The sequence below is a fragment of the Aeromonas sp. s6 genome, from assembly GCF_040907815.1.
Classification (GTDB): Bacteria; Pseudomonadota; Gammaproteobacteria; order Enterobacterales; family Aeromonadaceae; genus Aeromonas; species Aeromonas caviae.
Map to the genome: position 1 here is coordinate 39,347 of NZ_JBFOCN010000061.1, position 23,316 is coordinate 62,662.

At 63.3% G+C, this 23,316-nt stretch carries 20 protein-coding genes and 2 tRNA genes; 15 read left to right on the top strand and 7 right to left on the bottom strand.

Annotation, left to right across the window (positions count from 1 at the left end; genetic code table 11):
* Positions 1 to 40: 40 nt before the first annotated feature.
* Entirely contained in the window at positions 41 to 1,342 is a 1,302-nt protein-coding gene (locus tag AB5Y50_RS09895; protein ID WP_043155824.1) for a sigma-54 dependent transcriptional regulator, read from the bottom strand.
* A 352-nt stretch (positions 1,343 to 1,694) separates the two neighbouring features.
* Here AB5Y50_RS09895 and AB5Y50_RS09900 point away from each other — a divergent pair, with 352 nt between their 5' ends.
* The 5 genes from AB5Y50_RS09900 to AB5Y50_RS09920 all read left to right on the top strand — a co-directional run bounded on the left by AB5Y50_RS09900 (position 1,695) and on the right by AB5Y50_RS09920 (position 6,085).
* Entirely contained in the window at positions 1,695 to 2,273 is a 579-nt protein-coding gene (locus AB5Y50_RS09900; protein WP_223302574.1) for a hypothetical protein, read from the top strand.
* Positions 2,274 to 2,460: 187 nt separating this feature from the next.
* Positions 2,461 to 3,420 carry a hypothetical protein gene (locus AB5Y50_RS09905; RefSeq protein ID WP_010673558.1) on the top strand — a complete coding sequence of 320 codons (960 nt, stop codon included), beginning with the start codon at positions 2,461 to 2,463 and terminating at the stop codon, positions 3,418 to 3,420.
* A gap of 52 nt (positions 3,421 to 3,472) precedes the next feature.
* Positions 3,473 to 4,150: a C39 family peptidase gene (locus tag AB5Y50_RS09910; RefSeq protein WP_039039335.1), complete on the top strand. Its 678-nt coding sequence runs from the start codon at positions 3,473 to 3,475 to the stop codon at positions 4,148 to 4,150.
* 7 nt (positions 4,151 to 4,157) lie between these two features.
* A complete protein-coding gene (locus AB5Y50_RS09915) occupies positions 4,158 to 4,817 on the top strand; it encodes a hypothetical protein (protein ID WP_010673556.1) in 660 nt (219 codons plus the stop codon).
* Between the two features lie 62 nt (positions 4,818 to 4,879).
* Positions 4,880 to 6,085, top strand: a complete 1,206-nt coding sequence (locus AB5Y50_RS09920; RefSeq protein ID WP_043155822.1) for a transporter — start codon at positions 4,880 to 4,882, stop codon at positions 6,083 to 6,085.
* A 100-nt stretch (positions 6,086 to 6,185) separates the two neighbouring features.
* Here AB5Y50_RS09920 and AB5Y50_RS09925 read toward each other — a convergent pair whose 3' ends face one another.
* The gene (locus AB5Y50_RS09925; RefSeq protein WP_043155821.1) at positions 6,186 to 7,463 is read right to left on the bottom strand and encodes an FAD-binding oxidoreductase; all 1,278 of its coding nucleotides are present in this window, start codon (positions 7,461 to 7,463) and stop codon (positions 6,186 to 6,188) included.
* Positions 7,464 to 7,512: 49 nt separating this feature from the next.
* Positions 7,513 to 8,121, bottom strand: coding sequence for an HTH-type transcriptional regulator PuuR (gene puuR / locus AB5Y50_RS09930; RefSeq protein ID WP_029314011.1), 609 nt, complete (start codon positions 8,119 to 8,121; stop codon positions 7,513 to 7,515).
* Between the two features lie 309 nt (positions 8,122 to 8,430).
* Between puuR and AB5Y50_RS09935 the strand changes: the two genes are divergently transcribed.
* The 5 genes from AB5Y50_RS09935 to AB5Y50_RS09955 all read left to right on the top strand — a co-directional run bounded on the left by AB5Y50_RS09935 (position 8,431) and on the right by AB5Y50_RS09955 (position 14,944).
* Positions 8,431 to 9,894 carry an NAD-dependent succinate-semialdehyde dehydrogenase gene (locus AB5Y50_RS09935; protein WP_010673552.1) on the top strand — a complete coding sequence of 488 codons (1,464 nt, stop codon included), beginning with the start codon at positions 8,431 to 8,433 and terminating at the stop codon, positions 9,892 to 9,894.
* Positions 9,895 to 10,125: 231 nt separating this feature from the next.
* Positions 10,126 to 11,415, top strand: coding sequence for a 4-aminobutyrate--2-oxoglutarate transaminase (gene gabT / locus AB5Y50_RS09940; protein ID WP_041214748.1), 1,290 nt, complete (start codon positions 10,126 to 10,128; stop codon positions 11,413 to 11,415).
* Between the two features lie 233 nt (positions 11,416 to 11,648).
* Positions 11,649 to 11,786 (top strand): hypothetical protein, encoded by a 138-nt coding sequence (locus tag AB5Y50_RS09945; protein WP_223930655.1) that lies wholly within the window; start codon positions 11,649 to 11,651, stop codon positions 11,784 to 11,786.
* Positions 11,786 to 13,129 (top strand): APC family permease, encoded by a 1,344-nt coding sequence (locus AB5Y50_RS09950; protein WP_041214747.1) that lies wholly within the window; start codon positions 11,786 to 11,788, stop codon positions 13,127 to 13,129. Before AB5Y50_RS09945 ends, AB5Y50_RS09950 begins: the two co-directional genes overlap by 1 nt.
* A gap of 471 nt (positions 13,130 to 13,600) precedes the next feature.
* On the top strand, positions 13,601 to 14,944 hold the full coding sequence (locus AB5Y50_RS09955) for an APC family permease (RefSeq protein ID WP_039039328.1): 1,344 nt from the start codon (positions 13,601 to 13,603) through the stop codon (positions 14,942 to 14,944).
* A gap of 75 nt (positions 14,945 to 15,019) precedes the next feature.
* On the opposite strand, the gene AB5Y50_RS09960 is transcribed toward AB5Y50_RS09955, so the two are convergent.
* Complete coding sequence (locus AB5Y50_RS09960; protein ID WP_043155836.1) at positions 15,020 to 15,412, bottom strand: hypothetical protein; 393 nt, start codon at positions 15,410 to 15,412, stop codon at positions 15,020 to 15,022.
* A gap of 250 nt (positions 15,413 to 15,662) precedes the next feature.
* Between AB5Y50_RS09960 and AB5Y50_RS09965 the strand changes: the two genes are divergently transcribed.
* From AB5Y50_RS09965 to AB5Y50_RS09980, 4 genes are all read left to right on the top strand, one after another.
* On the top strand, positions 15,663 to 16,817 hold the full coding sequence (locus AB5Y50_RS09965) for a Na/Pi symporter (RefSeq protein WP_043155814.1): 1,155 nt from the start codon (positions 15,663 to 15,665) through the stop codon (positions 16,815 to 16,817).
* 137 nt (positions 16,818 to 16,954) lie between these two features.
* A complete protein-coding gene (locus AB5Y50_RS09970) occupies positions 16,955 to 17,425 on the top strand; it encodes an FKBP-type peptidyl-prolyl cis-trans isomerase (protein ID WP_010673545.1) in 471 nt (156 codons plus the stop codon).
* Positions 17,426 to 17,723: 298 nt separating this feature from the next.
* Positions 17,724 to 18,491: a class III extradiol ring-cleavage dioxygenase gene (locus AB5Y50_RS09975; protein ID WP_043156582.1), complete on the top strand. Its 768-nt coding sequence runs from the start codon at positions 17,724 to 17,726 to the stop codon at positions 18,489 to 18,491.
* Positions 18,492 to 18,634: 143 nt separating this feature from the next.
* Entirely contained in the window at positions 18,635 to 21,856 is a 3,222-nt protein-coding gene (locus AB5Y50_RS09980; protein ID WP_368162754.1) for a transporter substrate-binding domain-containing protein, read from the top strand.
* A 267-nt stretch (positions 21,857 to 22,123) separates the two neighbouring features.
* Here the strand turns inward: AB5Y50_RS09980 and AB5Y50_RS09985 are convergent, their stop codons facing one another.
* Positions 22,124 to 22,324, bottom strand: a complete 201-nt coding sequence (locus AB5Y50_RS09985; protein WP_010673543.1) for a YbfA family protein — start codon at positions 22,322 to 22,324, stop codon at positions 22,124 to 22,126.
* Positions 22,325 to 22,538: 214 nt separating this feature from the next.
* On the opposite strand from AB5Y50_RS09985, the gene AB5Y50_RS09990 reads away from it, so the two are divergent.
* Complete coding sequence (locus tag AB5Y50_RS09990; RefSeq protein WP_010673542.1) at positions 22,539 to 22,826, top strand: hypothetical protein; 288 nt, start codon at positions 22,539 to 22,541, stop codon at positions 22,824 to 22,826.
* Between the two features lie 63 nt (positions 22,827 to 22,889).
* Here AB5Y50_RS09990 and AB5Y50_RS09995 read toward each other — a convergent pair.
* Both AB5Y50_RS09995 and AB5Y50_RS10000 read right to left on the bottom strand, forming a co-directional pair.
* Positions 22,890 to 22,963: transfer RNA gene (locus AB5Y50_RS09995), tRNA-Cys, on the bottom strand.
* 55 nt (positions 22,964 to 23,018) lie between these two features.
* A tRNA-Gly gene (locus tag AB5Y50_RS10000) sits at positions 23,019 to 23,094 on the bottom strand.
* Positions 23,095 to 23,316: the final 222 nt, after the last annotated feature.

The window sequence follows — 23,316 nt, forward strand, 5'->3', positions numbered from 1 at the left end:
GCCCGGGCTTTTTGCATGACGGGGCGATACTGCCGTCCCCTCACAGCAGATCGTGCTTGTCCAGCAGGCGATAGAGGGTGGCCCGGGAGATGTCGAGCGTGCGGGCCACCTCCTCGAGCTGATCGGGGAAGCGGGCCAGCGTCCGTTGCAAGGCCTGACGCTCCGCCGCTTCGCGCACCGCCTTGAGCGAGCCGTCGAGCAGCAGGCTGTCCATGTTGGTCAGCTCCATGTCATCGGCTTCGATGAAGGGGCCGCTGCACATGACCGCCGCCCGCTGCACCCGGTTGCGCAGCTCCCTCACATTCCCCGGCCAGCCATAGGACTGCATGGCCTGGCGCGCCTTGCGGGTGAAACTGAGCACCCGCCCGCCCCGCACTTCCGCCAGAATGTCATCGGCAAGGAGCTGGATGTCTTCCGCCCGCTCGCACAAGGCCGGGGTACGCAGGCGCACCACGTTGAGCCGGTAGTAGAGATCCATGCGAAAGCCGCCGCTGGCCACCGCCTGCTCCACATCGATATTGGTGGCCGCGATGATACGCACATCCACACGACGCGACAGGTGGCTGCCCACCGCCTCTATGCACTGCTCCTGCAAGAAGCGCAGCAGGGTTGCCTGATCCTCCAGCGGCAGCTCCCCTATCTCGTCGAGAAACAGGGTGCCGCCATCGGCGGCCTCTATCTTGCCTATCTTGTGGTGCTGTGCCCCGGTGAAGGCCCCCTTGACGTGGCCGAACAGCTCGGACTGGATGAGCTGATGGGGCATGGCCCCGCAATTGACCGCGACGAAGGGGCTCTCCTCCCCGAACGTGCTGTAGTGCAGCTCCCGGGCCACCAGCTCCTTGCCCGTGCCGCTCGGTCCCGTCACCAGTACGGGCAGGCGGCAATGCTGCAACCGCACGATCTGGTCGCGCAACTGGCGAATGGGGGCGCTCTCCCCCTGGATGAAACGAAGCTGGGGTTGCAGTCGGGGGCGGTGTCGCCGGATGAGGCGCGCCATCCCCAGGGCATGTCCCAGGCTGTGGGAGAGCCTGTCTCTGTCCAGGGGAAAGGTGTGAAAATCATGAAAACAGGCGGCCAGCAAATTGCGAAGGGCTTCGCTGGCGAGACAGTCCCGCTGGATGAGGCCGATCCACAAGGCGCCGGAGTGCTGCGCTATCAGGTTGTAGAGGGCTTCGTGCTGCTGATGCTCGATCACCACCAGCACCAGGGGATAGTCCTTTTCCTGCAATTTTTTCTCTGCCACCACCAGGGAGCTTGCCTGCTCCACCTGCCACTCGCCTTGTTCCATCAGGCTTTCCAGTACGGCACATGAATTGATGAGCAACAATGCCGTTTCTGTCATAGGGACAACTCCTTGTTATCACCACTGCACGAGGGAGTCTGACGCTGACGACTTATCCAGATAACTCCCTTTATCATCAAATGGCGCCGTTTAATATGGCCAGACGATGATAACTATAAACCATCCCGCCTTTAGACTGATGGCACCACAATATTGAGACGGCAAAAATATCGGTGAGAAAAAATAAACCCTTTGATAAATAAGCGCTTACTTGGCGACATAATATGTCGCTCTCAAGATTGAGACATAAAAACAATCATATCAAATAAAAAACAGTTAAAAATCAAAACTTTGCTAATTGGCATGGTCGTTGCTCTCTCCAATAAGCCCTCCTGGCAGATGGAGACAGAACATGAAGACATATATTGCATTGGCAACATTTCCTTTTCTGGCATTTGCCACCCCCTCATTGGCACAAAACCGGGTCGATCTCGGTGCTCAGGCATTGAGCAATATTCGTGGTTCCATGGGCGTCAATATGGTTGCCGGCAATAACAATCAGCAAGGCAATCTTGCCGCCATCGCCATTTCGGGTCCTGCCGTCATTCAATTTGGTCAGCTGAATCAATCCACCACCAATCTGAACGGCAGCCAGAGCGTCGCCATCCTGGGCTCGGCCCTGAGCCAGAACCGGGGACTGGTCGGCATCAATCAGGGGGCGGGTGAGGGCAACCAGCAACTGAACGCCTTCGCCCTGTCCCTCGATGACAGCGGCCTGGGTGTCGTGACCGACATCAATCTCAGCTCCAGCGTCGCGAAGACCCCAGGGGGAAAGCCCCCCGCCAACACCACTACCAGCATCTATCTGGATGACACCGCCCTCACGGGCAGCAAGGGGGTCATTCAGGTGAACCAGGTCACGGGACAGGGAAACCAGTCAGTCAACATGGTTTCCCTGCCCCTGGCTGGCGCAGTAACGGCATCCCCATGATGCCGCAGGGATAGGAAGCCAGGCCCGGGGGTATCAGCCGATGGGCATATCTTCCGCTGAAAGTTCAATGGAGAGACTCATTATGCGTGGACTTATTTATAGCTCATTAGCCGCCGCGGTCATCATGGCCATGTCGGGCACTGCATCCGCCGATTACCGCGGTGACAGAGATGAGACAGGGGCAACCTTGACCAAGAAGGTCAAGGCAGAAGTCGATGTGGAATACGAAGGCAGGGTCAATGTCGGCGGCTACATCAACGTCAACAAACTCGGCATGGCCGTCGTGGACAACCAGCAGTCCAGTTCCATGATAGGCACCGCCAATACAAGAACGGAGAACACGAGCAAGATCGACGGCTCGTTCAAGGGTGCATCCGGTAACATCGGCGCCAACGTCGCAGCCGGTGACTCCAACGTACAGGGCAACAGCGCTTCCCTGGCAGCCTATGACGAGGTCGATGCCGAGTTCATCATGGGCCGTGGTCAACAACAACATGGCGCCCCTGGCGGATCGTCGGATGCCGAGGTCTTCTCCACCCAGAGCGCCAGCAACAACTGGACGACCAATCACGGCCATCAGAACAAGGCCGGTGTGGGCGATGGGGCCTTCAAGGATGCCGCAGGCAACATCGGGGTCAACGTGACCTCGGGCTCGGGTAACGTCCAGGCCAACAACATGGCAGCCTCCGTGTCCACCGGCAACATGGCCGTGGCCACCGTGGCCAACAGCCAGAGCGTCTCCAAGAACATGACCGAAAACCAAAGCCTGAGCGCAACCAAGACGGTTGACAAGGCAGGTGTGTTCCTCGGTCTCAAGGCTTGGGGCGATTACGAGGGGGGCGGTACCGGTCATGATGTCAAGAAAGGACATGGCCACGACAATGACAACGACAGGTACGGCAACAACAACCCGAAAGATGATGGCAAGTTCGAGTTCAAGGAAGAGGGTGACATCAAGCTCAGTGGGTACGCCGTCGGGTATATTCCCGTGGTCAACACCTACACCAGCCGCGAAACCTTCAACCGGGCAACCATCGATGGCGGCGCCTTCAACGGTGCCGTGGGCAACATCGGGGTGAACGTCTCCTCGGGGACCAACAACCTGCAAGCGAACAATCTCTCGCTGGCCGCAGGGTTTGCCAAGTAAGTCGATGCGAGGGGGCCCAGTGCCCCCTTTTTCCCTGACACTGGAGGTCTGAATGCGCTGGCTGTTGCTGTTGCTGTGCTGTCCTGCCGTCTGGGCGGGCTCGGTGCCACTGGGAGAGCATCTTCCGGCACTGGGGGATCTCAACAAACCGGTGCAGAGCATTCTGGAGCGCCGGTACGCCAACATCGAGCGCCAACATACGGATTTCAGTTGCGGGGCCGCCGCCGTCGCCACCATCTTGCGCTACGCCTACGGCCATGCAACCAATGAACGCTGGGTCATGGATGGCATGCTTGCCATGGCAGACCCGGAGCAGGTCAAGCACTACGGCTTCTCCATGCTCGACATGAAGCAGTACCTGCAAATGCTCGGCATGCGGGTCAGAGGGTATCGACTGGGCGATGAAAAACTGCGCCAGGTGAGGGTGCCCACCATCGTCCTGCTCAACATTCGCGGCTATCAGCACTTTGCCGTGCTGCGGGCCATCGATCGCCATGATCGCGTCTATCTGGCAGACCCGGCCCTCGGCAACCGGGTGATCACGTTCAAGGAGTTCAAGGAGAGCTGGAACGGCATCCTCCTCGCCGTCATCGGCGCGGGCTATCGTCCCGATGCCCCCCTTGCCAACCCCTCTCCCCCGCTCTCTGTCAGAGGCAAGGATGGGCTCTTCGCCCCGGTCAATGAAACATCCCTGCTGGAATTCGGTTTTCAGCACAAAGAGCTAATGTGAGGTCATCATGAATACCCGACCCGCCCTATGCCTCCTCTGCAGCCTGGGTGGCATCGCCTCTCCGCTGCTGGCAGCACCGGACCCGCTGGCCCATCTGTCAGACCACTTTGCGCCCGAACTGGCGGACGGGGAGCTGGCCCACCTGCGCGGCCGCTATGTCAGCAGCCATGGCATCAGCTACTTCGGCATCGAGTTCATCTCGTCACTGACCACGGCCCAGGCCCAGCAGACGGCGGCCATGAACCTGGCGCTGAGCATTGTGCAAAACAAACCCAAGCTGGATGTGCGCGTCAAGGATGAGGTCAAGCCCGCGGCCACGCCCGCCAAGGAGGCCCAGGTGCAGGGGGCCGGGCTGGTACAGGTCGTTCAACTGGAGGGGAGTGGCAACAGCTCGGTCAACCAGACCGGTATTGAACTGACCACCCCCACCATGACGGGACACCTGGTTCAGGCGGGCAGCTACGAGCACCAGGGCGATCTTGGCACCGCCACTTATCGGGTCTCGGGGAATTATGCCGGCTTGCAACTACACTCTTCCGACGGCCGGGTCCTGCTGGAGCAGAGCCTGCGCGGTACAGACTTCAGCCGGGGGCTGCTGCAGTTCAACAAGGTCAGAGGGGACGGTTTGCAGACGCTCAATCAGACCCGCATCTGGTTTTCGCGCTGAGCACCGGTGAGCCCGGGGGCTGAACCATCAGAAAGGATGATAAACAACAAGGACGTATCCCGATGAAACAGTCTCGCATGCTGCTGATTGCCCTCGCCCCCTTCGCCTGCTGGGGGGCCACGGCCGAGGAGGAGGCCCTGCAACAACAGCTGGATCTCCTGCGCCAGCAACTGATCCAGCAAAACCAGGCCCTTCATCAGCTCCAGGCCCGCCTGGAGGCCGTCAAGGCCGCCGGTGCCACGACGGCAACCGCCGGGGTCGGGGTCGGAGCCGGGGCCGCCGTCGCCTCCACCCAGCAGGACGCCTCACGGCGCACGCCGGAGGTCGGCCGCAGTACCGAAGACCTGATGATCGAACAGCACAATGTGTTCGACCGCGCCCTGACCGTCGATGTGGGCCTCTCCTACCAGCACTACAACCGCAAGGATCTCGCCCTGCGCGGCTTCCTCGCCCTGGACGCCATCTTCCTTGGCGAAATCAACCTGGATCGGGTTCGCTCCGATCAGTGGACGGCGGATGTCATCACCCGCTACACCCTCAACGATCGCTGGCAACTGGAGCTGGCCCTCCCCTACATGTTCCGCAACACCAACTACCAGAGCACCGGCAAGGAGAACTCCAGCCGCGACTTCGAGGAGCAGAGCGTCAGCGATGGCGGTCTGGGGGATCTCAGCCTCGCCATCTACTACAGGGTCATGGCCGAGAGCGAGGATTGGCCGGATCTGGTGTGGAACTTCCGGGCCAAGGCGCCGACCGGCAAGGATCCTTACGGCATCGAGATCAACACCTCGGAATCGGGCAACCTGGTGACCCCCAAGGAGCTCGCCACCGGCAACGGGCTCTGGCAGCTCTCCACCGGCTTCTCCCTGGTCAAGACCATGGATCCCGCCATCCTGTTTGCCAGCCTCAACTATGGTCACAGCCTCAAGCAGGACTTTGACGATATCTCCTACCAGCCCGGCAACCAGCCCGGCAGCATCCAGCTGGGGGACTGGTATGAATATGGCCTGGGGGTCGCATTCGCCCTCAACGAACGCTTCAGCCTCTCCTTCAACATCAACCAGCGCGTCACCATGGAGTCCGAGCAGGGGTCCGAAGGCTTTGCCATGGAGAAGGTCACCGGCTCCGATGCCAACGCCGCCAGCTTTGGCATGGGGTCGACCTGGGCCATCACCGACAACCTCTCCATGGCGGTCAACTGGTCTGCCGGGCTCACCACGGATGCACCGGACTACACCATCGGGATCCGCTTCCCCTACCGCTTCTAGCCCTGTCAGGGCCCGGGCAGGTTGACGACAAAAAACGAGGGAGGCATAACGCCTCCCTCTTCTTGTTGTCGCCAGCCAGCCTGGCGGGCCATCGGTGACATCACACCCCCAGGCGATCGCGCAGGGTGTACCAGGCGGCGCCGGCGGCGGTGAAGGGGATGCGCAGCAGGCGGCCACCCGGGAAGGGGTAGTGCGGCAGCCTGGCGAACGCATCGAAGCGCTCCGCCTGACCGCTCAGCACCTCGGAGAGCAGCTTGCCCGCCAGATGGGTACAGGTGACGCCGTGGCCGCTGTAGCCCTGCATGTAGTAGATGTTGTGACCGATGCGGCCAAACTGCGGCAGGCGCGACAGGGTGAGCAGGAAGTTGCCGGTCCAGGTGTACTCCACCTTGACGTCGGCCAGCTGCGGGAAAGTCTTGCGCATCTTGGGGATGATCAGCCGCTCGATGTCCGCCGGATCCCGCGCCCCGTAGACCACGCCGCCGCCATAGATGAGCCGGTGATCGCCGGAGGTGCGGTAGTAGTCGAGCAGGTAGTTGCAATCCTCCAGGCAGTAGTTTTGCGGCAGCAGTGAGCGGGCCCGCTCCTCCCCCAGCACCTCGGTGGCGATCACCTGGGTGCCGCAGGGCATGCTCTTGCCGGCGAGCTCGGGCACCAGGTTGCCGAGATAGGCGTTGCCGGCCACCACCACGAAGCGCGCCTTCACTGCCCCCTTGGCGGTCTTGACCAGGGCGGGTTGACCCGGAGTAATGCTGGTGACGGCGGACTGCTCGAAGATAAGCCCCCCCTGCATGCGGATGGCTTCCGCCTCCCCCAGCGCCAGGTTGAGGGGATGGATATGGCCACCGCTCTTGTCCAGCAGGGCGCCGACGTAGCGATCGCTCGCGACCACCTCGCGCACCCCGTCGGCATCGAGCAGCTCCAGCTGGTCGTTGCCCCACTTCTCCCAGCGCGCCTTCTGCGCCTTGAGTTCGTGAAGCTGCTTCTCGGTCTCGGCGGCGAACACCCCGCCCTCCTGCAGATCGCACTGGATGTTGTAGCGTTTGATCCGCTCGCGGATGATCTGGCCCCCCTCAAACAACATGGAGCCGAGCAGCCTGGCCTGATCCGGCGGGCAGTTCGCTTCGATGGTGTCGATGTCGCGGCTGTAGGAGTTGACGATCTGGCCGCCGTTGCGGCCGCTGGCGCCAAAGCCGACTCGCGCGGCCTCCAGCACCACCACCTTGTACCCCTTCTCCACCAGATGCAGGGCGCTGGAGAGGCCGGTATAACCCGCCCCGATGACGCAGACATCGCACTCCAGCTGTTCGGTCAATGTCGGGTAGGGCGCGTGTTTGTTGGCACTGGCTGCGTAGTAACTCTTTACATGTTCGGTCATGATCCCTGTTTCCTTACCGGTTCGTTTCCAACACAACGGGTTGTTCACATTAAAAGCTGGCCGGGGTGTGGGCGCTGACGATGCGGCAGACCTGCCCCGAGGGATTGCTGAAACTGTGGGGCTCGCCGGTGTCGATGACATAACTGTCCCCGGCGCACAGTTCATAGGTCTGGCCGGCCAGGGTCAGCAGCACCGACCCTTCCAGCACGGTGCCCACCTCCTCCCCCTGATGCTTCACCACGCCGCCGGTGTCGGTGCCGGGGGCATAGGTCTCCAGCATGAAGCCGAGCTGGCGCCGATTGTTGCCGTTGTGCACCAGCTTCATGGAGACCCCCTGGCTGCCAAGCTCGATGAGCTGCTCCGCCTTGATCACCACGCTGGGCGTGCTCGCCACCTCCTCTTCGGCGAAGAAGCGCGACAACGGCAGCTCGTAGACGCTCAGCAGCTTTTGCAGGGAGGCCACCGAGGGGCTCACCTTGTTCTGCTCTATCATGCAGATGGCGCCGTGGGTCAGGCCGCTCAGCTCCGCCACCCGGCGCTGGGAGAGCCCGAGCTCCCTGCGGATCCGGGCGAGCCGCTCCCCCATGTTTCTCTCGTGCTCCGCCAGGGGGTTGTCCGTCATGGTCCGCCATCGGACCTCGCCACGGGATTGCTCCATCGCCCACCTCCTTCCATGGTCATTCGAATACCTGGGGCCAACTGGTCAATATAGTGAGTCAGACACGTCAGCCCCGTTCACTATCCTGCACAACCCAGAGCGTTCATTATTTTGCACACCCTGCGCAATGAAAACCGCTACAATCGCGCTCACAGCCCCATTTCTAGCATGTGACGCCCAGTTCACTCAAATATATTTAACACTTGAAAAACATTTCGGCTCATTTTATGGTCGTTACGTGCTTATTATTCTATACGGCGGTGCCCACATAAACGCGCCACCCAGACCCACTATCGAGGCCCCTTACTTATGTCAGCATCACAACCTGCTCTCTCCCTGATCAAATCCCTGGCCTATGTCGACGGCCGCTGGTGCGAGTCCCTGGGCGGGCGCCGGTTCGAGGTCCTGAACCCGGCCACCGGCCAGGTCATCACCCAGGTGCCCGACATGGACGGGGAGGACACCCGCCTCGCCATCGCGGCGGCCCACGCGGCGCAACCCGCCTGGGCGGCCCTCACCGCCAAGGAGCGCAGCAGCAAACTCTACGCCTGGTTCGAGCGCATCATGGCCAACCAGGAGGAACTCGCCCGCATCATGACCTGCGAGCAGGGCAAGCCGCTGGCGGAAGCCAAAGGAGAGGTGGCCTACGGCGCCAGCTTCATCCAGTGGTTCGCGGAAGAGGGCAAGCGTGCCTATGGCCGCACCATCCCCGGCTTCTCCGCCGATCGGCGCCTGGCCACCATCAAGCAGCCGGTGGGGGTCGTGGCCGCCATCACTCCCTGGAACTTCCCCATCGCCATGATCACCCGCAAGGCGGGTCCGGCGCTGGCCGCCGGTTGCACCATCGTCATCAAGCCCGCCGCCGAAACGCCCCTCTGCGCCCTGGCGCTGGCGGTACTGGCGGAGCAGGCGGGCATTCCCGCCGGGGTCATCAACATCGTCACCTCCCATCAGGCGAGCGCGGTGGGCAACGAGCTGTGCAGCAACCCCGTGGTGCGCAAGCTCTCCTTCACCGGCTCCACCCGCATCGGCAAACTGCTGATGCGCCAGTGCGCCGACACCATGAAGCGCCTCTCCCTGGAGCTTGGCGGCAACGCCCCCTTCATCGTCTTTGACGACGCCGACCTCGACGCCGCCGTGGCTGGGGCCCTGGCGTCCAAATACCGCAACGCCGGCCAGACCTGTGTCTGCGCCAACCGCATCCTGGTGCAGGCCAGCGTCTATGACGCCTTCGCCGAGAAGCTCGCCGCCGCGGTCAAGGCCTTCAAGGTGGGGGACGGCATGGGCGAGGGCGTCCAGATCGGGCCCCTCATCAACCCGGCCGCCGCCAGCAAGGTGGCCGAGCTGGTGCAGCAATCGGTCGCCGCAGGTGCCCGGGTGCTGGTGGGAGGCGACGCCCACCCCGCCGGTCCCCTCTTCTATCACCCCACCATCCTGACCGGGGTCACCCGGGGCAACCCCATTCTGGACGAGGAGATCTTCGGGCCCGTCGCCCCCCTGGTGCGCTTCGAGACGGAAGCCGAGGCCATTGCGCTTGCCAACGACACCCCCTATGGCCTGGCCGCCTACTTCTATGGCCGCGACATCGCCCGGGTGTGGCGGGTGGCCGAGGGGCTCGAATACGGCATGGTGGGGATCAACGAGGGGATCATCTCCACCGAACTGGCCCCCTTTGGCGGGATCAAGGAGTCGGGGCTGGGCCGGGAAGGGGCGGCCGAAGGGCTGGAGGAGTACCTGGAGACCAAATACCTCTGCTTTGGCGGCATTCGCTGAGGGGAGTGAAGGGGCAATAGCATCGTTAAAACAGATGCGTTATGACGCAGCCCATCGTTTTTACAGATAGAAAGAGGGGGCCGCCGGTCACGACCGAGCGCCTTGTGGGCCCTGAGGGCACACCCGGGGCCCCCTTTTGCGAACAGGCCGCCCTGCCCGAGGGCAGTTGGCGGCACACATATGGCCAGATGGCACAGGAATAGCGGGGCCCATGCCCCTCAGGGAGGAAAGATGAGTCATTCAAGCAACAACCAGCAGTGGCAGGCCCGCCGCGAAGCGGCCGTGGTTCAGGGGGTCGGCACCCTGCTGCCGGTCTTCATCGACCGGGCGCACAACGCCGAGCTGTGGGACGTGGAGGGCAACCGCTACATCGACTTTGCCTCCGGCATCGCCGTGCTCAACACCGGCCACAACCACCCCAAGGTGGTGGCGGCGGTGCGCGAGCAGCTCGAGAAGTTCAGCCACACCTGCTTCCAGGTCACCCCCTACCCCGGCTATATCGAGCTGGCGGAAAAATTGAATGCCCTGGTGCCCGGCCCCACCCCCAAGCGCACCCTCTTCCTCTCCACCGGCGCCGAGGCGGTGGAGAACGCCATCAAGATCGCCCGCGCCCACACCGGTCGCAGCGGTACCATCGCCTTCAAGGGGGGCTTCCACGGCCGCACCATGATGGGCATGGCCCTCACCGGCAAGGTGGTGCCCTACAAGACCGGCTTCGGCCCCTTCCCGGGGGAGGTCTATCACCTCCCCTTCCCCGCCGATTACCTGGGAGTGAGTGAAGACGATGCCCTGGCCGCGCTGGATCTCTGCTTCAGCGCCGACATCGAACCCACCCGGGTGGCCGCCATCATCATCGAGCCGGTGCAGGGGGAAGGGGGCTTCTACCCCGCCTCCGCCAGCTTCATGCAGCGCCTGCGCCAGGTGTGCGACCAGCACGGCATCCTGCTCATCTGCGACGAGATCCAGACCGGTTTCTGTCGCACCGGCAAGACCTTCGCCACCGAATACAGCGGTGTCGAACCCGACATCATGACCCTCGCCAAGAGCCTGGCCGGCGGCTTCCCGCTCTCTGCCGTGGTGGGCAAGAGCGAGGTGATGAACGCCGCCAAGCCCGGTGGCCTGGGGGGCACCTATGCGGGCTCCCCCATCGCCTGCGCCGCCGCCCTGGCAGTGCTGGAGGTGATCGAGGAGGAGCGCCTGAACCAGAAAGCCCTGGCCCAGGGGGAGCAGATCAAGGCGCGCCTGCACCAGCTGGCGACACGGTTTGACTGCATCGGCAACATCCGCGGCCCCGGCGCCATGGTGGCCATGGAGCTGGTGAAGGAGGGAGATGCCGAAAGACCGGACCCGGATCTCACCAAGCGGCTGGTAGCCGAGGCGGGCAAGCGGGGGCTGGTGCTGCTGGCCTGCGGCGTGCGTGGCAACGTGATCCGTTTCCTCGCCCCCCTGACCGCCCCGGCAGCCATCGTCGACGAGGGGCTGGACCTGCTGGAGCAGGCCCTGTCCGCCTCCCTGGCCTGATCCGGAAGACCGCGTTCGCCCACGTGCAAAAAAATGCGTTTTTGCTCCCTTGATATGCTTGTCAAGGGGGCATCACGAATGCACAATGCGCCGCCGTATTCAAGGACCGTCCGCTCATCGGAGCCCGGTTCTTTTTTTGCGCCAAACAAATCCATAACGAGGCCGGAACAGACCGGAAATGATAACGAGGTGGCACGCCATCTCACGACACCCGCTTCTTAGTGAGGAACTCCATGGGGCATATCATCGCTTTCCTGCCGGCCCGCGCCGGTCTGCGCCATCCGTCCGCATCCCGGACTGGCGCCCCCACCGTGCAGGATGACCTCACCGTCAACCTGATCCCGTCAGCCAGCCTGCGGGGGATCGCCTGATGCACCCGCACCCCGCCGGTCTGAAAAAAAGCCTGAAACTCTGGCACGTGGTCATCATGGGGCTAGCCTATCTCACCCCCATGGCGGTGTTCGACACCTTCGGCATCGTCACCGAGATCACCGAAGGCCATGTGCCGACCGCCTACCTGCTCGCCCTCATCGGCATGCTGTTCACCGCCATGAGCTACGGCCACCTGGTGCGCAAGTTCCCCTCGGCAGGCTCCGCCTACACCTATGCCCAGAAGGTGTTCCACCCCTATGTGGGCTTCATGGTGGGCTGGGTCTCCCTGCTCGACTACATGTTCATGCCCATGATCAACATGCTGCTGGCCAAGATCTACATGGAGGCCCTCTTCCCCGGCGTGGCCCCCTGGACCTACATCCTGGCCCTGGCCGCCGTCATGACCTTTCTGAACCTGCGGGGCATCAAGCTGGTGGCGAACTTCAACAGCCTGATCGTCATCATGCAGTTCAGCATCATCGCCGTCTTCATCGGCCTCATCGCCTGGGGCGTGAGCCACGGCGAGGGGCTCGGCACGGTGGCGAGCAGCCGCCCCTTCTTCTCCGAGCAGATGCACATCAATCCCCTGCTGACCGGCGCCTCCATCCTCTGCCTGTCGTTCCTCGGGTTTGACGCCATCACCACCCTGTCGGAGGAGACCCCGAACGCGGATCGGGTGATCCCCCGGGCCATCGTGCTCACCGCCCTCATCGGCGGCGTGCTCTTCATCTCCGTCTCCTACTTCCTGCAGCTCTTCTTCCCGGACATTTCCCGCTTCCAGCAGCCGGATGCGGTGCTGCCGGAGATCGCCCTCTATGTGGGCGGCAAGCTGTTCCAGGCGGTGGTGCTGGTCTGCACCACGGTGGCGGTGCTCGCCTCGGGGCTCGCCTCCCACGCCGGGGTATCGCGCCTGCTCTACGTGATGGGCCGGGATCGCGCCCTGCCGAGCCGCGTCTTCGGCTACATCCACCCCACCTGGCAGACCCCGGCTCTCAACGTGCTGCTGGTGGGCATGCTGGCCCTCTCGGCGGTGGCCTTCGATCTGGAGATGGCGCTGGCGCTCATCAACTTCGGCGCCCTGGTGGCCTTCACCTTCGTCAACCTGGCGGTGATTGCCCACTTCTATCTCAGGCTGGGTCACAACAAGACCCTGAAGGATCACCTGCTGTTCCTCGCCCTGCCCCTGTGCGGCGCCGCCTGCATCGGGGTGCTCTGGCTCAACCTGGAGCCCGCCTCCTTCGAGCTGGGGCTGATCTGGGCCGCCCTCGGTGCCATCTACCTGCTGCTGCGCCTCACCGTGTTCCGGGTCCGCCTCGGCCGCCCCGAGCAGGACGCCTCCTGAGCGAAACCGGCGCCCCCAGGGCGCCGGTTTCACATGGCGGCAAAGCAGGGCCCCGCCTGATGACAAGGTTGTCATCGACTTTCCGGCAGCGGTGGCGAAGTGATCGCTCACGGGGGGAACAAATTCCCCGCTGGCGGCCTTTTTCGCTTGTCTCCTCCCCCCCCCTGAGGGCACAATACGGCGCCCCTTGAGAGCCGATGTTTCAACAACATCGGTTCTTTGCTTTTCTGGGGCACACCACCATTCACCAAGAGGCCGGCCATGTGCCGGAATTGATACCCAGATTGCCAAGCAATCTCCCGACGTTGTGAGGAAAAACATGGGGCATTTCACTGCTTTCCTGCCGGTCCCCGCCGGCGTGCGCCACGCATCTGTGCCACAGATGGGCGCCCCCTGTGTCCAGCGACGCGTTTCCGCGTCCCTGATCCCGTCCCATCTCGCCCACGGGGCCTGTGCAGAGGAGAAAGCGTGATGGCCGGTGCCAAGCTGCTCAAGACCCTCACCCTGTTCCAGGTCGTGGTGATGGGTCTGGCTTACCTCACGCCCATGGCGGTATTCGATACCTTCGCCATCGTCGGTGACATCACGGATGGTCGCGTGGCCACCGCCTACCTGCTGGCGCTCGGCGGCATCCTGCTGACCGCGTTCAGCTACGGCCACCTGGTGCGCCGCTTCCCGTCCGCAGGCTCCGCCTACACCTATGCCCAGAAGGTGTTTCACCCCTATGTGGGCTTCATGGTGGGCTGGTCTTCCCTACTGGACTACATGTTCATGCCGATGATCAACATCCTGCTGGCCAAGATCTACCTGACCGCCATGTTCCCCACCGTGGAGCCCTGGATCTTCATCTTCGGTCTGGTGACCGTGATGACCTTCCTGAACCTGCGCGGCATCAAGCTGGTGGCGAACCTCAACGGCTTCATCGTCTTCATCCAGATCGCCATCATCGTCACCTTCCTCGGCCTCATCGCCTGGGGCCTGAGTCACGGTGAAGGGGCCGGCACCCTGATGAGCAGCCGTCCGTTCCATGTGGAGTCTGCCAGCATGCTGCCGCTGTTCACCGGCGCCACCATCCTCTGCTTCTCGTTCCTGGGCTTCGACGGCCTGAGCTCTCTCTCCGAAGAGACCCCGAATGCCGGCAAGGTGATCCCCCGCGCCATCGTGCTGACGGCCCTCATCGGCGGCATCATCTTCGTCACCGTCTCCTACAGCCTGCAGCTCTTCTTCCCGGATCTGGCCCGCTTCAAGGAGCCGGACGCCGTGCTGCCGGAGATCGCCCTCTACGTGGGTGGCACTCTGTTCCAGAGCGTGGTGCTGGTGTGCACCACCGCGGCCGTGCTCGCCTCCGGCATGGCGGCCCACGCCGGCGTGTCGCGCATCCTCTACGTGATGGGTCGCGATCGCATGATCCCGGAGCGGGTGTTCGGCTATATCCACCCCACCTGGCGCACCCCGGCCATCAACGTGCTGCTGGTGGGGGCCCTGGCCCTCTCCGCGGTCTCCTTCGATCTGGACATGGCCCTGGCCCTGGTGAACTTCGGCGCCCTGGTGGCCTTCACCTTCGTCAACCTCTCGGTGATCGGCCAGTTCTGGGTACGCGAGAAGCGCAACAAGAGCCTCAAGGAGCACCTGCTGTTCCTAGTGCTGCCGCTGCTGGGGGCCGCCACCATCGGCGCCCTCTGGATCAACCTGGAGCAGAGCTCCCTGGAGCTTGGCCTCATCTGGGCGGGGATCGGGGTCACCTACCTCTTCCTTCGCCTCGCCGTGTTCCGCATCCCCTTCCGTCAGTACGAGGAAGCGGCCGACGGCCAGTAAGGCGGCACACACGCCCAAACAGAAGGGGAGCCCATGGCTCCCCTTCTTGCATTCAGACGTCCGGTGCGCGGACCCTCACCCCTGATTGAGCACGGCCGTGGCGGCCGCCTTGACCGGATCCCTGGCCACGGCGTTGACATCCTTGCGGGTCTGGTTGACCTTGTCCTGCGCCTGCTTCACGCCGGCACTCTGCTTGTTCAGGGCCGCATTGGTGTGCTGCCTAGTCTCTTTCAGTCCCGCCGTCTTCTTGTCCAGCACGTCCGTGGTGTGTTTCTTCACCTCGGCATTGGCCTTCTCCTTCTGCTGGCGCACCAGCTTGTCGGCATCGCAGTTGCCCTTGACCCCCAGGGTGGCGTTCATCGCCTCGTTCCTGACCGCCTTGTCGAGGTTGCACTCGGACTTGAACACGCTGGCCTGCGCACCGGCAGACAGCAGACCCAGGGAGAGGCACAAAACCCATGCACGCATCATCACTTCCTCAGTTTCAAGACAGGAAAGTCCGGCAGCATATTACCCTGGTATCCCAGTGCAAGGGCGGGGGCCGGTGATGAGCCGGATGGCGCCATATCGGCGTTTGCTCCGACACCTTTTGTCTGCGACGCCCCTGCCGCCCTGTCACCAAAGCATCATAAAAGTGTCACGTTGTCATATTTCTGTCATGGAGCCTTGTTGTAATGCGCCCGTCCATTTTCAACGCAGAACGACCCCAAGAGGCCATATGCACAGCACCGCATCTTCCGCACCCCTGCAGATCCGCCGTCCCGGCCCCCTGTTCAACTGGCTCGCGGTGATCACGCTGATCTACCTGATCCTGGTCGCCGTTGGCGCCGTCTCCCACGGCTTCAAGGGCTTCTCCGGCGGCGCCGAGGGCGCGGCCCAGATCTTCGCCTTCGCCAACAACCCCTTCGTCGCGCTGCTGCTCGGCATCCTGGCCACCGCCCTGGTGCAATCCTCCAGCACCGTCACCTCGGTGATCGTCGGCCTGGTGGCAGGGGGCCTGCCCATGGCCATGGCCATCCCCATGGTGATGGGGGCCAACCTCGGCACCACCATCACCAACACCATCGTCTCCCTGGGGCACATCCGGGACAGAGGCGAGTTTCGCCGCGCCTTCGCCGCCGCCACCGTGCACGACTTCTTCAACCTGCTGGCGGTCTTCATCTTCCTGCCCCTGGAGCTGATGTTCGGTCTGCTGCAAAAGAGTGCGGAAGGGATTGCCAGCCTGCTGCTGGGTTCCGCCGACATGTCGATGAAGGGGATGGATTTCATGAAGCCCCTCATCTCCCCGTCCCTGGATCTCATCGACGGTGCCGTCGCCTTCCTGCCGGGCAAGGGAGGCGCCATCGCCACCATTCTCATCGGGATTCTGCTCATCCTGTTCTGCGTCACCACCCTTGGCAAGGTGCTGCAACAGGTCATGGTGGGCCGAGCCAAGGAGCTGCTGCACATGGCCCTGGGCCGTGGCCCGCTCACCGGCATCGCCTCCGGCACCCTGGTCACCGTGATGGTGCAGTCCTCCTCCACCACCACCAGCCTGATGATCCCCCTGGCGGGCGGCGGAGTGTTCAACACCCGCCAGCTCTATCCCTTCACCTTGGGGGCCAACATCGGCACCACCATCACCGCCCTGCTGGCCGCCACCGCCATCAGCGGTGCCGGTGCCCAGCTCGCCCTGACCATCGCCCTAGTCCACGTGCTGTTCAACCTCTTCGCCGTGGTGCTCATCTACGGGGTGCCCTTCCTGCGGGAGCTGCCCATCAAGGCCGCCGAAGCCCTGGCCCGGGTCGGCAGCGAGAACAAGCTGCTGGCGCTGGGTTACGTGGCCGGGCTCTTCTTCGCCCTGCCCGCCCTGATGATGGTGGCCGTCAAGTAAATCCGAACCGGGGGCATCATGCCCCCGGTGCCTTGCCCGTCCGGTCACATCCTCCGGCATCCCCCCTCGCCCTCCCTCCCCGGCTGGGATAAGATGCCCCTTCATTGCACTCTGATTTCAAGGAACAGGAAAACCCGATGAAATTCATTCTGATAGCCCTTCTTATCGCCGGCGCCGCCTACTACTTCTACTCCAGCAGCAACAACCGGAAGCTGGCGGAAGAGAACGTGCGCAAGGGGGCCGAGTTCCTCGCCAGCAACCAGGAAAAACCCCTGGTGACCACCACCGCCTCCGGCCTGCAGTACGAAGTGCTGACCCCGGGCACCGGCACCGTTCACCCCACCGCCACCAGCAAGGTAAAGGTGCACTACGAGGGCAAGCTGCTGGACGGCACCGTGTTCGACAGCTCCGTCGCCCGTGGCGAACCCATCGAGTTCGGCCTCAACCAGGTGATCAAGGGTTGGACCGAAGGGGTGCAACTGATGGTGGAAGGGGAGAAGACTCGCTTCTACATCCCCGCCAACCTGGCCTATGGCGACAGAGCCGCCGGCAAGATCCCGCCGGGCTCAGTCCTCATCTTCGACGTGGAGCTGCTGGGCATTCAATAAACCCGCACTGGGCCCGCGTTGAGCTTGGCGGTGGCGCTGCGGGGCATCCCGTCAGAGGCCACGTCCGACGGACCCTGATCACAACGCCGGCGTACTGCGCCGGCGTTGTCGTTTCTGCCCCGGTCTCCCTCGCCCTGACGCCAGACTATCAACCAAAAGTGAAGAGTGCTTATCCTTAAAGCCTGATTGTTAACCCATAAATAGGGGCAGATAATGACCACATCGTCAGCGGCATGTCGCCCTGGCCTCGGGTTGTCGGTGCGCCGCGCGCATCGGCACAACGCATATGGAGTCTGTCATGTCTATCGCCCCTGTCTGGTTCATCTCCCACGGCGCCCCGGATCTGGTCCTGCGCGATCAGCCCGCGACCCGGTTCCTGAAGCAACTGCGCCTCGAGGGTGCCAGAGGGCTGGTGGTGATCTCGGCCCACTGGTTCAGCCGAAGCGAGCTGCAGATCAACGTCGAGCCCAGCCCGGCCCTGATGTACGACTTCTACGGCTTCCCCGAGCCCCTTTACCAGATCCGTTGGCCCGCGACGAGCCCGCAATGGTTGCAGGAAGCGGTGAGCGATCAGCTGCTGCTGGCCGGCCTGCCCGCCACCCCGGTGCGCCGCGAGCTCGATCACGGGGTCTGGTCCCCCCTCTCCCTGATGGATCCGGACAGTGAACTCCCCCTGATGCAGATCGCCATCCCGGCCAGCTTCACCCCGGCCCAGCTGTGGCAACTGGGGGAGGCATTGCAGGGGCTGCGCGAGCAAGGGATCGGCATCCTCGCCTCCGGCGCCATCACCCACAACCTCCGTGCCCTCGGGCCGGACGGCTCGCCGGTTCCCCAGTGGGCGAGCCAGTTTGCCCGCTGGCTGGAGCAGACCATGGCAGAGGGAGACAGGGGGGCGCTGGAAGATTACCGGGCCCGGGCGCCGGGCGCGGTGGAATCCCATCCCCACGACGATCACCTGCGCCCCCTGTTTGTGGCGCTCGGCGCGGCGGGGGCCGACAGACCCCGAAAGCTGCACGACAGCTGGGATTACGGCAGCCTCTACATGGGGGCCTACCAGTTCGGTTGAGGGCGGGGCGGCCAGGCCGCCCTGCTTGACGTGCTCTCGCCGACGCGCGTGGAGAAATAGCGGACTCGTTATAGCCATTTTCCGGTAGAATGGCCGCCATTGGATGAGGCTTGGCAGGGATGGCTGTCGCGTCGGGTGGCTAGATGAACCTATATCGAACACTGATCCTGCTCTGTCTGCTCTGCCTTCAACCTGTGCAGGCCCTGACCCTGCACAGCCGCTACGATCCCGCCCCGCTGCCTCCCCGCTGGTCGGAGGCTGAGCTCGGATGGCTGCGCCAGCAGTCCCAACTGCGGGTCGGCATCCTGCAAGAGGACTACCGCCCCTTCACCATGATCGCTCGCAAGCGCGTCGAGGGGCTCAGTGCCGACTACATCGACCTGCTGGCCCGGATGCTGGACAAACCCGTTGCCCTGAGCGCCTTCCCCGACAAGGCGCACCTGCTCCGTGCCCTGGCACGGGGGGAGATACACCTCGCCAGCCTCGGCAATCTCACCCTGGCGGACAGTGACATCCGGGCGATCCGCCTGAGCAACCCCTATTTCAGCAGCCCCCTCGTCTTCTCCGTGCTCAGACGTTATCGGGGGGCACTGCTCACACCGGGACAGCGGGTGGCCGCCGTCCGGGATCAGATAGACAGGGCGCGCTTTGGCCGCTACTACCCCACCCTCACCCTGGTGACCTATCCCTCCAACATGGAGGCGTTCGATGCGGTCTTCTTCGGCCGCGACGACATCCTGCTGGGGGATGCCCACGCCACCCACTACCTCAACAGCGAGCGCTTCGACAACCTTCGCCAGCGGGGCGAGGCCCCGCCCGAGCTGGCGCCTGCCGAGTTCCGCTTTGCCGTCCCGGCCACCGAGCCCGCCCTGCTCAGCCTGGTCAACCGGGGGCTGGCGGCCATCGACGACCGGGCGCGCAATACCCTCTTCACCCAGTGGAACGGGCCCATCCGCGACATGAACGAGCGAAGCGCCGATCTCTATGATGCCGCCGAGCGGGCCTGGATGCGGCAAGCGCCCCCCATCAGGGTGTGGCTGATGGACAACCTCTACCCCTATGGCGCCCTGGATCATGACGGCCAGCTGGTCGGCATGACGGTGGACATGCTGGACAAGATCCGCACACGCACCGGCCTCACCTTCGAGTTCGTGCGGGCAGATTCCGAGCGTCAGCTGGCAAAAGCCATGCAGTCAGGCGCCATCGACCTCATCGGCGCCATCTCCCAGCAGGTGGCCGAACACTACGGGCTGCACACCTCGGTGCCCTACGCCACCGACAACATCTATGTGATCCTCACCCGCCAGGAGGAACAAGGGATCGACACCCTCCGGCGTCTGGCGGGCAAGACGGTGGCGATGACGCACCATGTGCCCCTCGCACAGAGACTGGAGGGCAGCCGCATCACCCAGGTGGAGAGTGCCGCAGAAGCGATGGAGGTGCTCGCCCAGGGACGGGTGGATGCCGCCATCGTGCCCCTCTATTTTGCCCGCCATGCACTGGACAATGATCCCCAGAGCCCGCTGCGCATCGCCGGCCCCGCCGATGACGAGCCGATCCGGATGGGGTTTGCCAGCCTGCCCGGACAGGGGATGCTGATGGGGATCCTCGACAAGACCATCCTCGCCATCCCCCCCAACGAGCTCGCCATGATGAGTTACGAGTGGCGCAACCGCAAACTGCCGGTTCCCGGCTTCATGGATCGCCACGCCCACATCGTCTACCTGGTGTTCGTGGGGCTCCTCACCCTGGCGCTGGTGCTGCTCTATCGCAACCGCATGTTCAAGCGGATGGCCAGCGCCGAGCAGGCTTCCCGCCAGCAACTGGAGGCCCATGTCAGGTTCATCCGGGCACTGGGGGAGAGCCTGCCCCACCCCATCGTCGTGCGGGACAAGAGCGGCAAGGTGCTGCTGTGCAACAGCAAATACCTGACCCAGCTCGGCGCCGAGCCAAAGGCCATCCTGGGTCAGCCCTTCGCCCAGGGGCTGTCAGGGGTGCTCGATGCAGACAGCATCGCCGTGCTGGAGCAGGACTTTGCCAGGGTATTGCAGGAGGGGCAGCCCATCTTTGCGGATCGCCTCTTCCATCACAGGGGAACCCAGAGCGACATCTATCACTGGATGGTGCCCTATTTCGACGGGGAGGGGGCCATCAGCGGGGTGATCGACGGCTGGATAGACATCACGGACCGCAAGCGGCTGGAAGAGGCGCTGCGCGAGGCCAAACAGCAGGCCGACAGCGCCAGCCGCGCCAAGAGCGACTTCCTCGCCACCATGAGCCACGAGATCCGCACCCCCATGAACGCCATCCTCGGCATGCTGGAGCTGGCCACCGAGGATCCCGCTCTCAGCCGTCACAGCGGCGAGCTGCTGCGCATCGCCGCCGACTCCGCCAACGGTCTGCTGGATCTGCTGGGGGACAGCCTGGATATCGCCTCCATAGAGGCGGGCCAGATGACCCTGACTCCCACCCCCTGCGATCTCGCTCCCCTGCTCTCGTCCGTCATCCGGGTCTTTGCGGGCATGGCCGAGCAGAAGGGGCTGCTCTATGAGGTCAGGCTGCCCGACACCCCCATGCCAAGGGTGCTGATCGATCCCCTTCGCCTGCGCCAGATCCTCTTCAATCTCATCGGCAACGCCATCAAGTTCACCGAGCAGGGCCGGGTCGCCATTACCGCCACCCTGACCGGGGGCGAGCAGCCTCCTGTGCTGCACCTCACCATCACCGACACCGGAGCCGGCATTCCCGCGGACAAGCTGCCCCGGCTCTTCACCCCCTTCTATCGCGCCCACGGCCAGGGCCAGTTCCCCGGCAGCGGGCTGGGCCTCAACATCGCCCGCATCCTGTGCCAGATGATGGGGGGGGAGATAGCCGTTCACAGCCAGGTCGGCGAAGGCACCCGGCTCGAGATAAGGCTGCCCCTCACGCTCGCTCTGCAACCCCCCGCCCCGATCACGGCAATGCCGGCGCCCCAGCCCCACCAGGCTCAACCCCTCCCCCATCGGCTGCATATCCTGGTGGTCGATGACAATCACGCCAACCAGATCCTGCTGCGCCAGCAGCTCAAGCACCTGGGACACGACGTCAGTGTGCGCAGCAATGGCCTGGAGGCCCTGCGCGCCCTCGCCAGCCACCCCTTCGATCTGGTCATCACCGACTGCCAGATGCCGGTGATGGACGGCTTCGAGCTGACCCGCAGCCTGCGTGCCCTTGGCCATGGCCTGCCCGTCTGGGGCTTCACCGCCCATGCCCAGCCTCGCGAGCGGGAGCTTTGCCTCGCCGCCGGCATGAACGACTGCCTGTTCAAGCCCATCGGCCTCGCCCGTCTGCGCGCGGCGCTGGCCACCCTGGGGCCAGCGCCCTGAGTACCGCCAGCCCTTCCTCCCGTCATGTCGCACGGGCGCGGCTGAGAATGCGGCTGAGAGTGCGGCTGAGAGTGCGCCGGCGTTTGCCGCATAAAGGATCGCCCACAGGGACAAGAGACAACGTGGACCGGCCATGGATACAAGGCCGGTGGCGGTTCGAGACCCATAAAAAAACCGACACCAGGGTGTCGGTTTTTTTATATCGGGAGGTGCGCCCTGCCTGCCACGCCAGTCTGGCGCCGGGTGAAGCGGGCGTCACGGGGAGGATCAGTAGAAGATCCGCTCCCCTCGCTCGCTCATCTTGAGCCAGACCGGCTTGGTGCTGGTCTTGCTCCAGATGCGGTGCAGGTAACTGTAGAAACGGGCGCGATCCCGGCGAAACAGCATCACCGGGAAGGCGAGCAGACCCGCCATCAGGACAAAGATGCGGCGAAGGATTATCTGAGTCAGGGAGAAGGGATGAAACATGATGTAACGCCTCACTGGTAAGACCACTGAACAAAGATTACGCCAATCATTGTAGGATTACTACACCGACAGCGCCATTTTTTTATTAAAAACGGGGCTAAAAGCCTAAAAATGAAACCGGGTTACATTCTTTAACTAAAAAACAACAAAGGTGGCAAAACGCGGCCCCTGTTCCAGAGTTAACGAGGACTGGACCAGAACGGGGGAACACAGGATGAAACTTGCAGATGCAGCGCTGCTGGGGGCATTGGGCGTGCTCGCCTGGAGCCAGTGGCAGGAGTGGCGGCTCAATCGTGACGATGCCATCGACATCCCCTATCACGGGGTCCCCACCGCCAGCCTGTGGCAATGCGGTTTGCTGATAAAGGAGATGGCCGCGCTGGCAGAACAGGGGGGCGAAGAGAGGTCCGGATCCAGGGGCGAGGCATTGGCCGAGATGGATCAGCATCTGCACAAGACGTGGCAACGGGAGGGTTGTTCACGGCTGACTGACATGCAATGAAGCATCATCCTAGGCCGCCATGGCGGATGGACAACGTCAGGGATATGGAAAACAGGGAGAAGATGGAGGCACGTTCCGGAGTCGAACCGGACTAAACGGATTTGCAATCCGCTGCATAACCGCTTTGCTAACGCGCCATGCTGACAAGGCATTGCCTTGAGAGTGATGTCCATGGTTGGTGCCATGGAGTATTGGAGCGGGAAACGAGACTCGAACTCGCGACCCCGACCTTGGCAAGGTCGTGCTCTACCAACTGAGCTATTCCCGCATGACTGCTTGCGTGCCAGTTGCCTGACAACGAGGCGCATTATACGTACCCCGAGCCCGGGCACAACCCTTTTTTCTCACTTTGAGCCCTTTCCCGTGCTATTTGCTCACCCTTTAGACGCCTTGGTCGAAAATCCCCCCGCTCCCTGTGACCCGACGAGCGAATTTAAGATAAAGCCATTGAAATAGTTAGCCTTTAGTCAGAAACTCATCGCGCTTAGTA

What these genes read in the sequence shown, in the direction of transcription:
- AB5Y50_RS09895 (WP_043155824.1), bottom strand. Translation starts at nt 1,342, where the DNA reads ATGACAGAAACGGCATTGTTGCTCATCAATTCATGTGCCGTACTGGAA.
- AB5Y50_RS09900 (WP_223302574.1), top strand. Translation starts at nt 1,695, where the DNA reads ATGAAGACATATATTGCATTGGCAACATTTCCTTTTCTGGCATTTGCC.
- AB5Y50_RS09910 (WP_039039335.1), top strand. Translation starts at nt 3,473, where the DNA reads ATGCGCTGGCTGTTGCTGTTGCTGTGCTGTCCTGCCGTCTGGGCGGGC.
- AB5Y50_RS09915 (WP_010673556.1), top strand. Translation starts at nt 4,158, where the DNA reads ATGAATACCCGACCCGCCCTATGCCTCCTCTGCAGCCTGGGTGGCATC.
- AB5Y50_RS09920 (WP_043155822.1), top strand. Translation starts at nt 4,880, where the DNA reads ATGAAACAGTCTCGCATGCTGCTGATTGCCCTCGCCCCCTTCGCCTGC.
- AB5Y50_RS09925 (WP_043155821.1), bottom strand. Translation starts at nt 7,463, where the DNA reads ATGACCGAACATGTAAAGAGTTACTACGCAGCCAGTGCCAACAAACAC.
- puuR (WP_029314011.1), bottom strand. Translation starts at nt 8,121, where the DNA reads ATGGAGCAATCCCGTGGCGAGGTCCGATGGCGGACCATGACGGACAAC.
- AB5Y50_RS09935 (WP_010673552.1), top strand. Translation starts at nt 8,431, where the DNA reads ATGTCAGCATCACAACCTGCTCTCTCCCTGATCAAATCCCTGGCCTAT.
- gabT (WP_041214748.1), top strand. Translation starts at nt 10,126, where the DNA reads ATGAGTCATTCAAGCAACAACCAGCAGTGGCAGGCCCGCCGCGAAGCG.
- AB5Y50_RS09945 (WP_223930655.1), top strand. Translation starts at nt 11,649, where the DNA reads ATGGGGCATATCATCGCTTTCCTGCCGGCCCGCGCCGGTCTGCGCCAT.
- AB5Y50_RS09950 (WP_041214747.1), top strand. Translation starts at nt 11,786, where the DNA reads ATGCACCCGCACCCCGCCGGTCTGAAAAAAAGCCTGAAACTCTGGCAC.
- AB5Y50_RS09955 (WP_039039328.1), top strand. Translation starts at nt 13,601, where the DNA reads ATGGCCGGTGCCAAGCTGCTCAAGACCCTCACCCTGTTCCAGGTCGTG.
- AB5Y50_RS09960 (WP_043155836.1), bottom strand. Translation starts at nt 15,412, where the DNA reads ATGCGTGCATGGGTTTTGTGCCTCTCCCTGGGTCTGCTGTCTGCCGGT.
- AB5Y50_RS09965 (WP_043155814.1), top strand. Translation starts at nt 15,663, where the DNA reads ATGCACAGCACCGCATCTTCCGCACCCCTGCAGATCCGCCGTCCCGGC.
- AB5Y50_RS09970 (WP_010673545.1), top strand. Translation starts at nt 16,955, where the DNA reads ATGAAATTCATTCTGATAGCCCTTCTTATCGCCGGCGCCGCCTACTAC.
- AB5Y50_RS09975 (WP_043156582.1), top strand. Translation starts at nt 17,724, where the DNA reads ATGTCTATCGCCCCTGTCTGGTTCATCTCCCACGGCGCCCCGGATCTG.
- AB5Y50_RS09980 (WP_368162754.1), top strand. Translation starts at nt 18,635, where the DNA reads ATGAACCTATATCGAACACTGATCCTGCTCTGTCTGCTCTGCCTTCAA.
- AB5Y50_RS09985 (WP_010673543.1), bottom strand. Translation starts at nt 22,324, where the DNA reads ATGTTTCATCCCTTCTCCCTGACTCAGATAATCCTTCGCCGCATCTTT.
- AB5Y50_RS09990 (WP_010673542.1), top strand. Translation starts at nt 22,539, where the DNA reads ATGAAACTTGCAGATGCAGCGCTGCTGGGGGCATTGGGCGTGCTCGCC.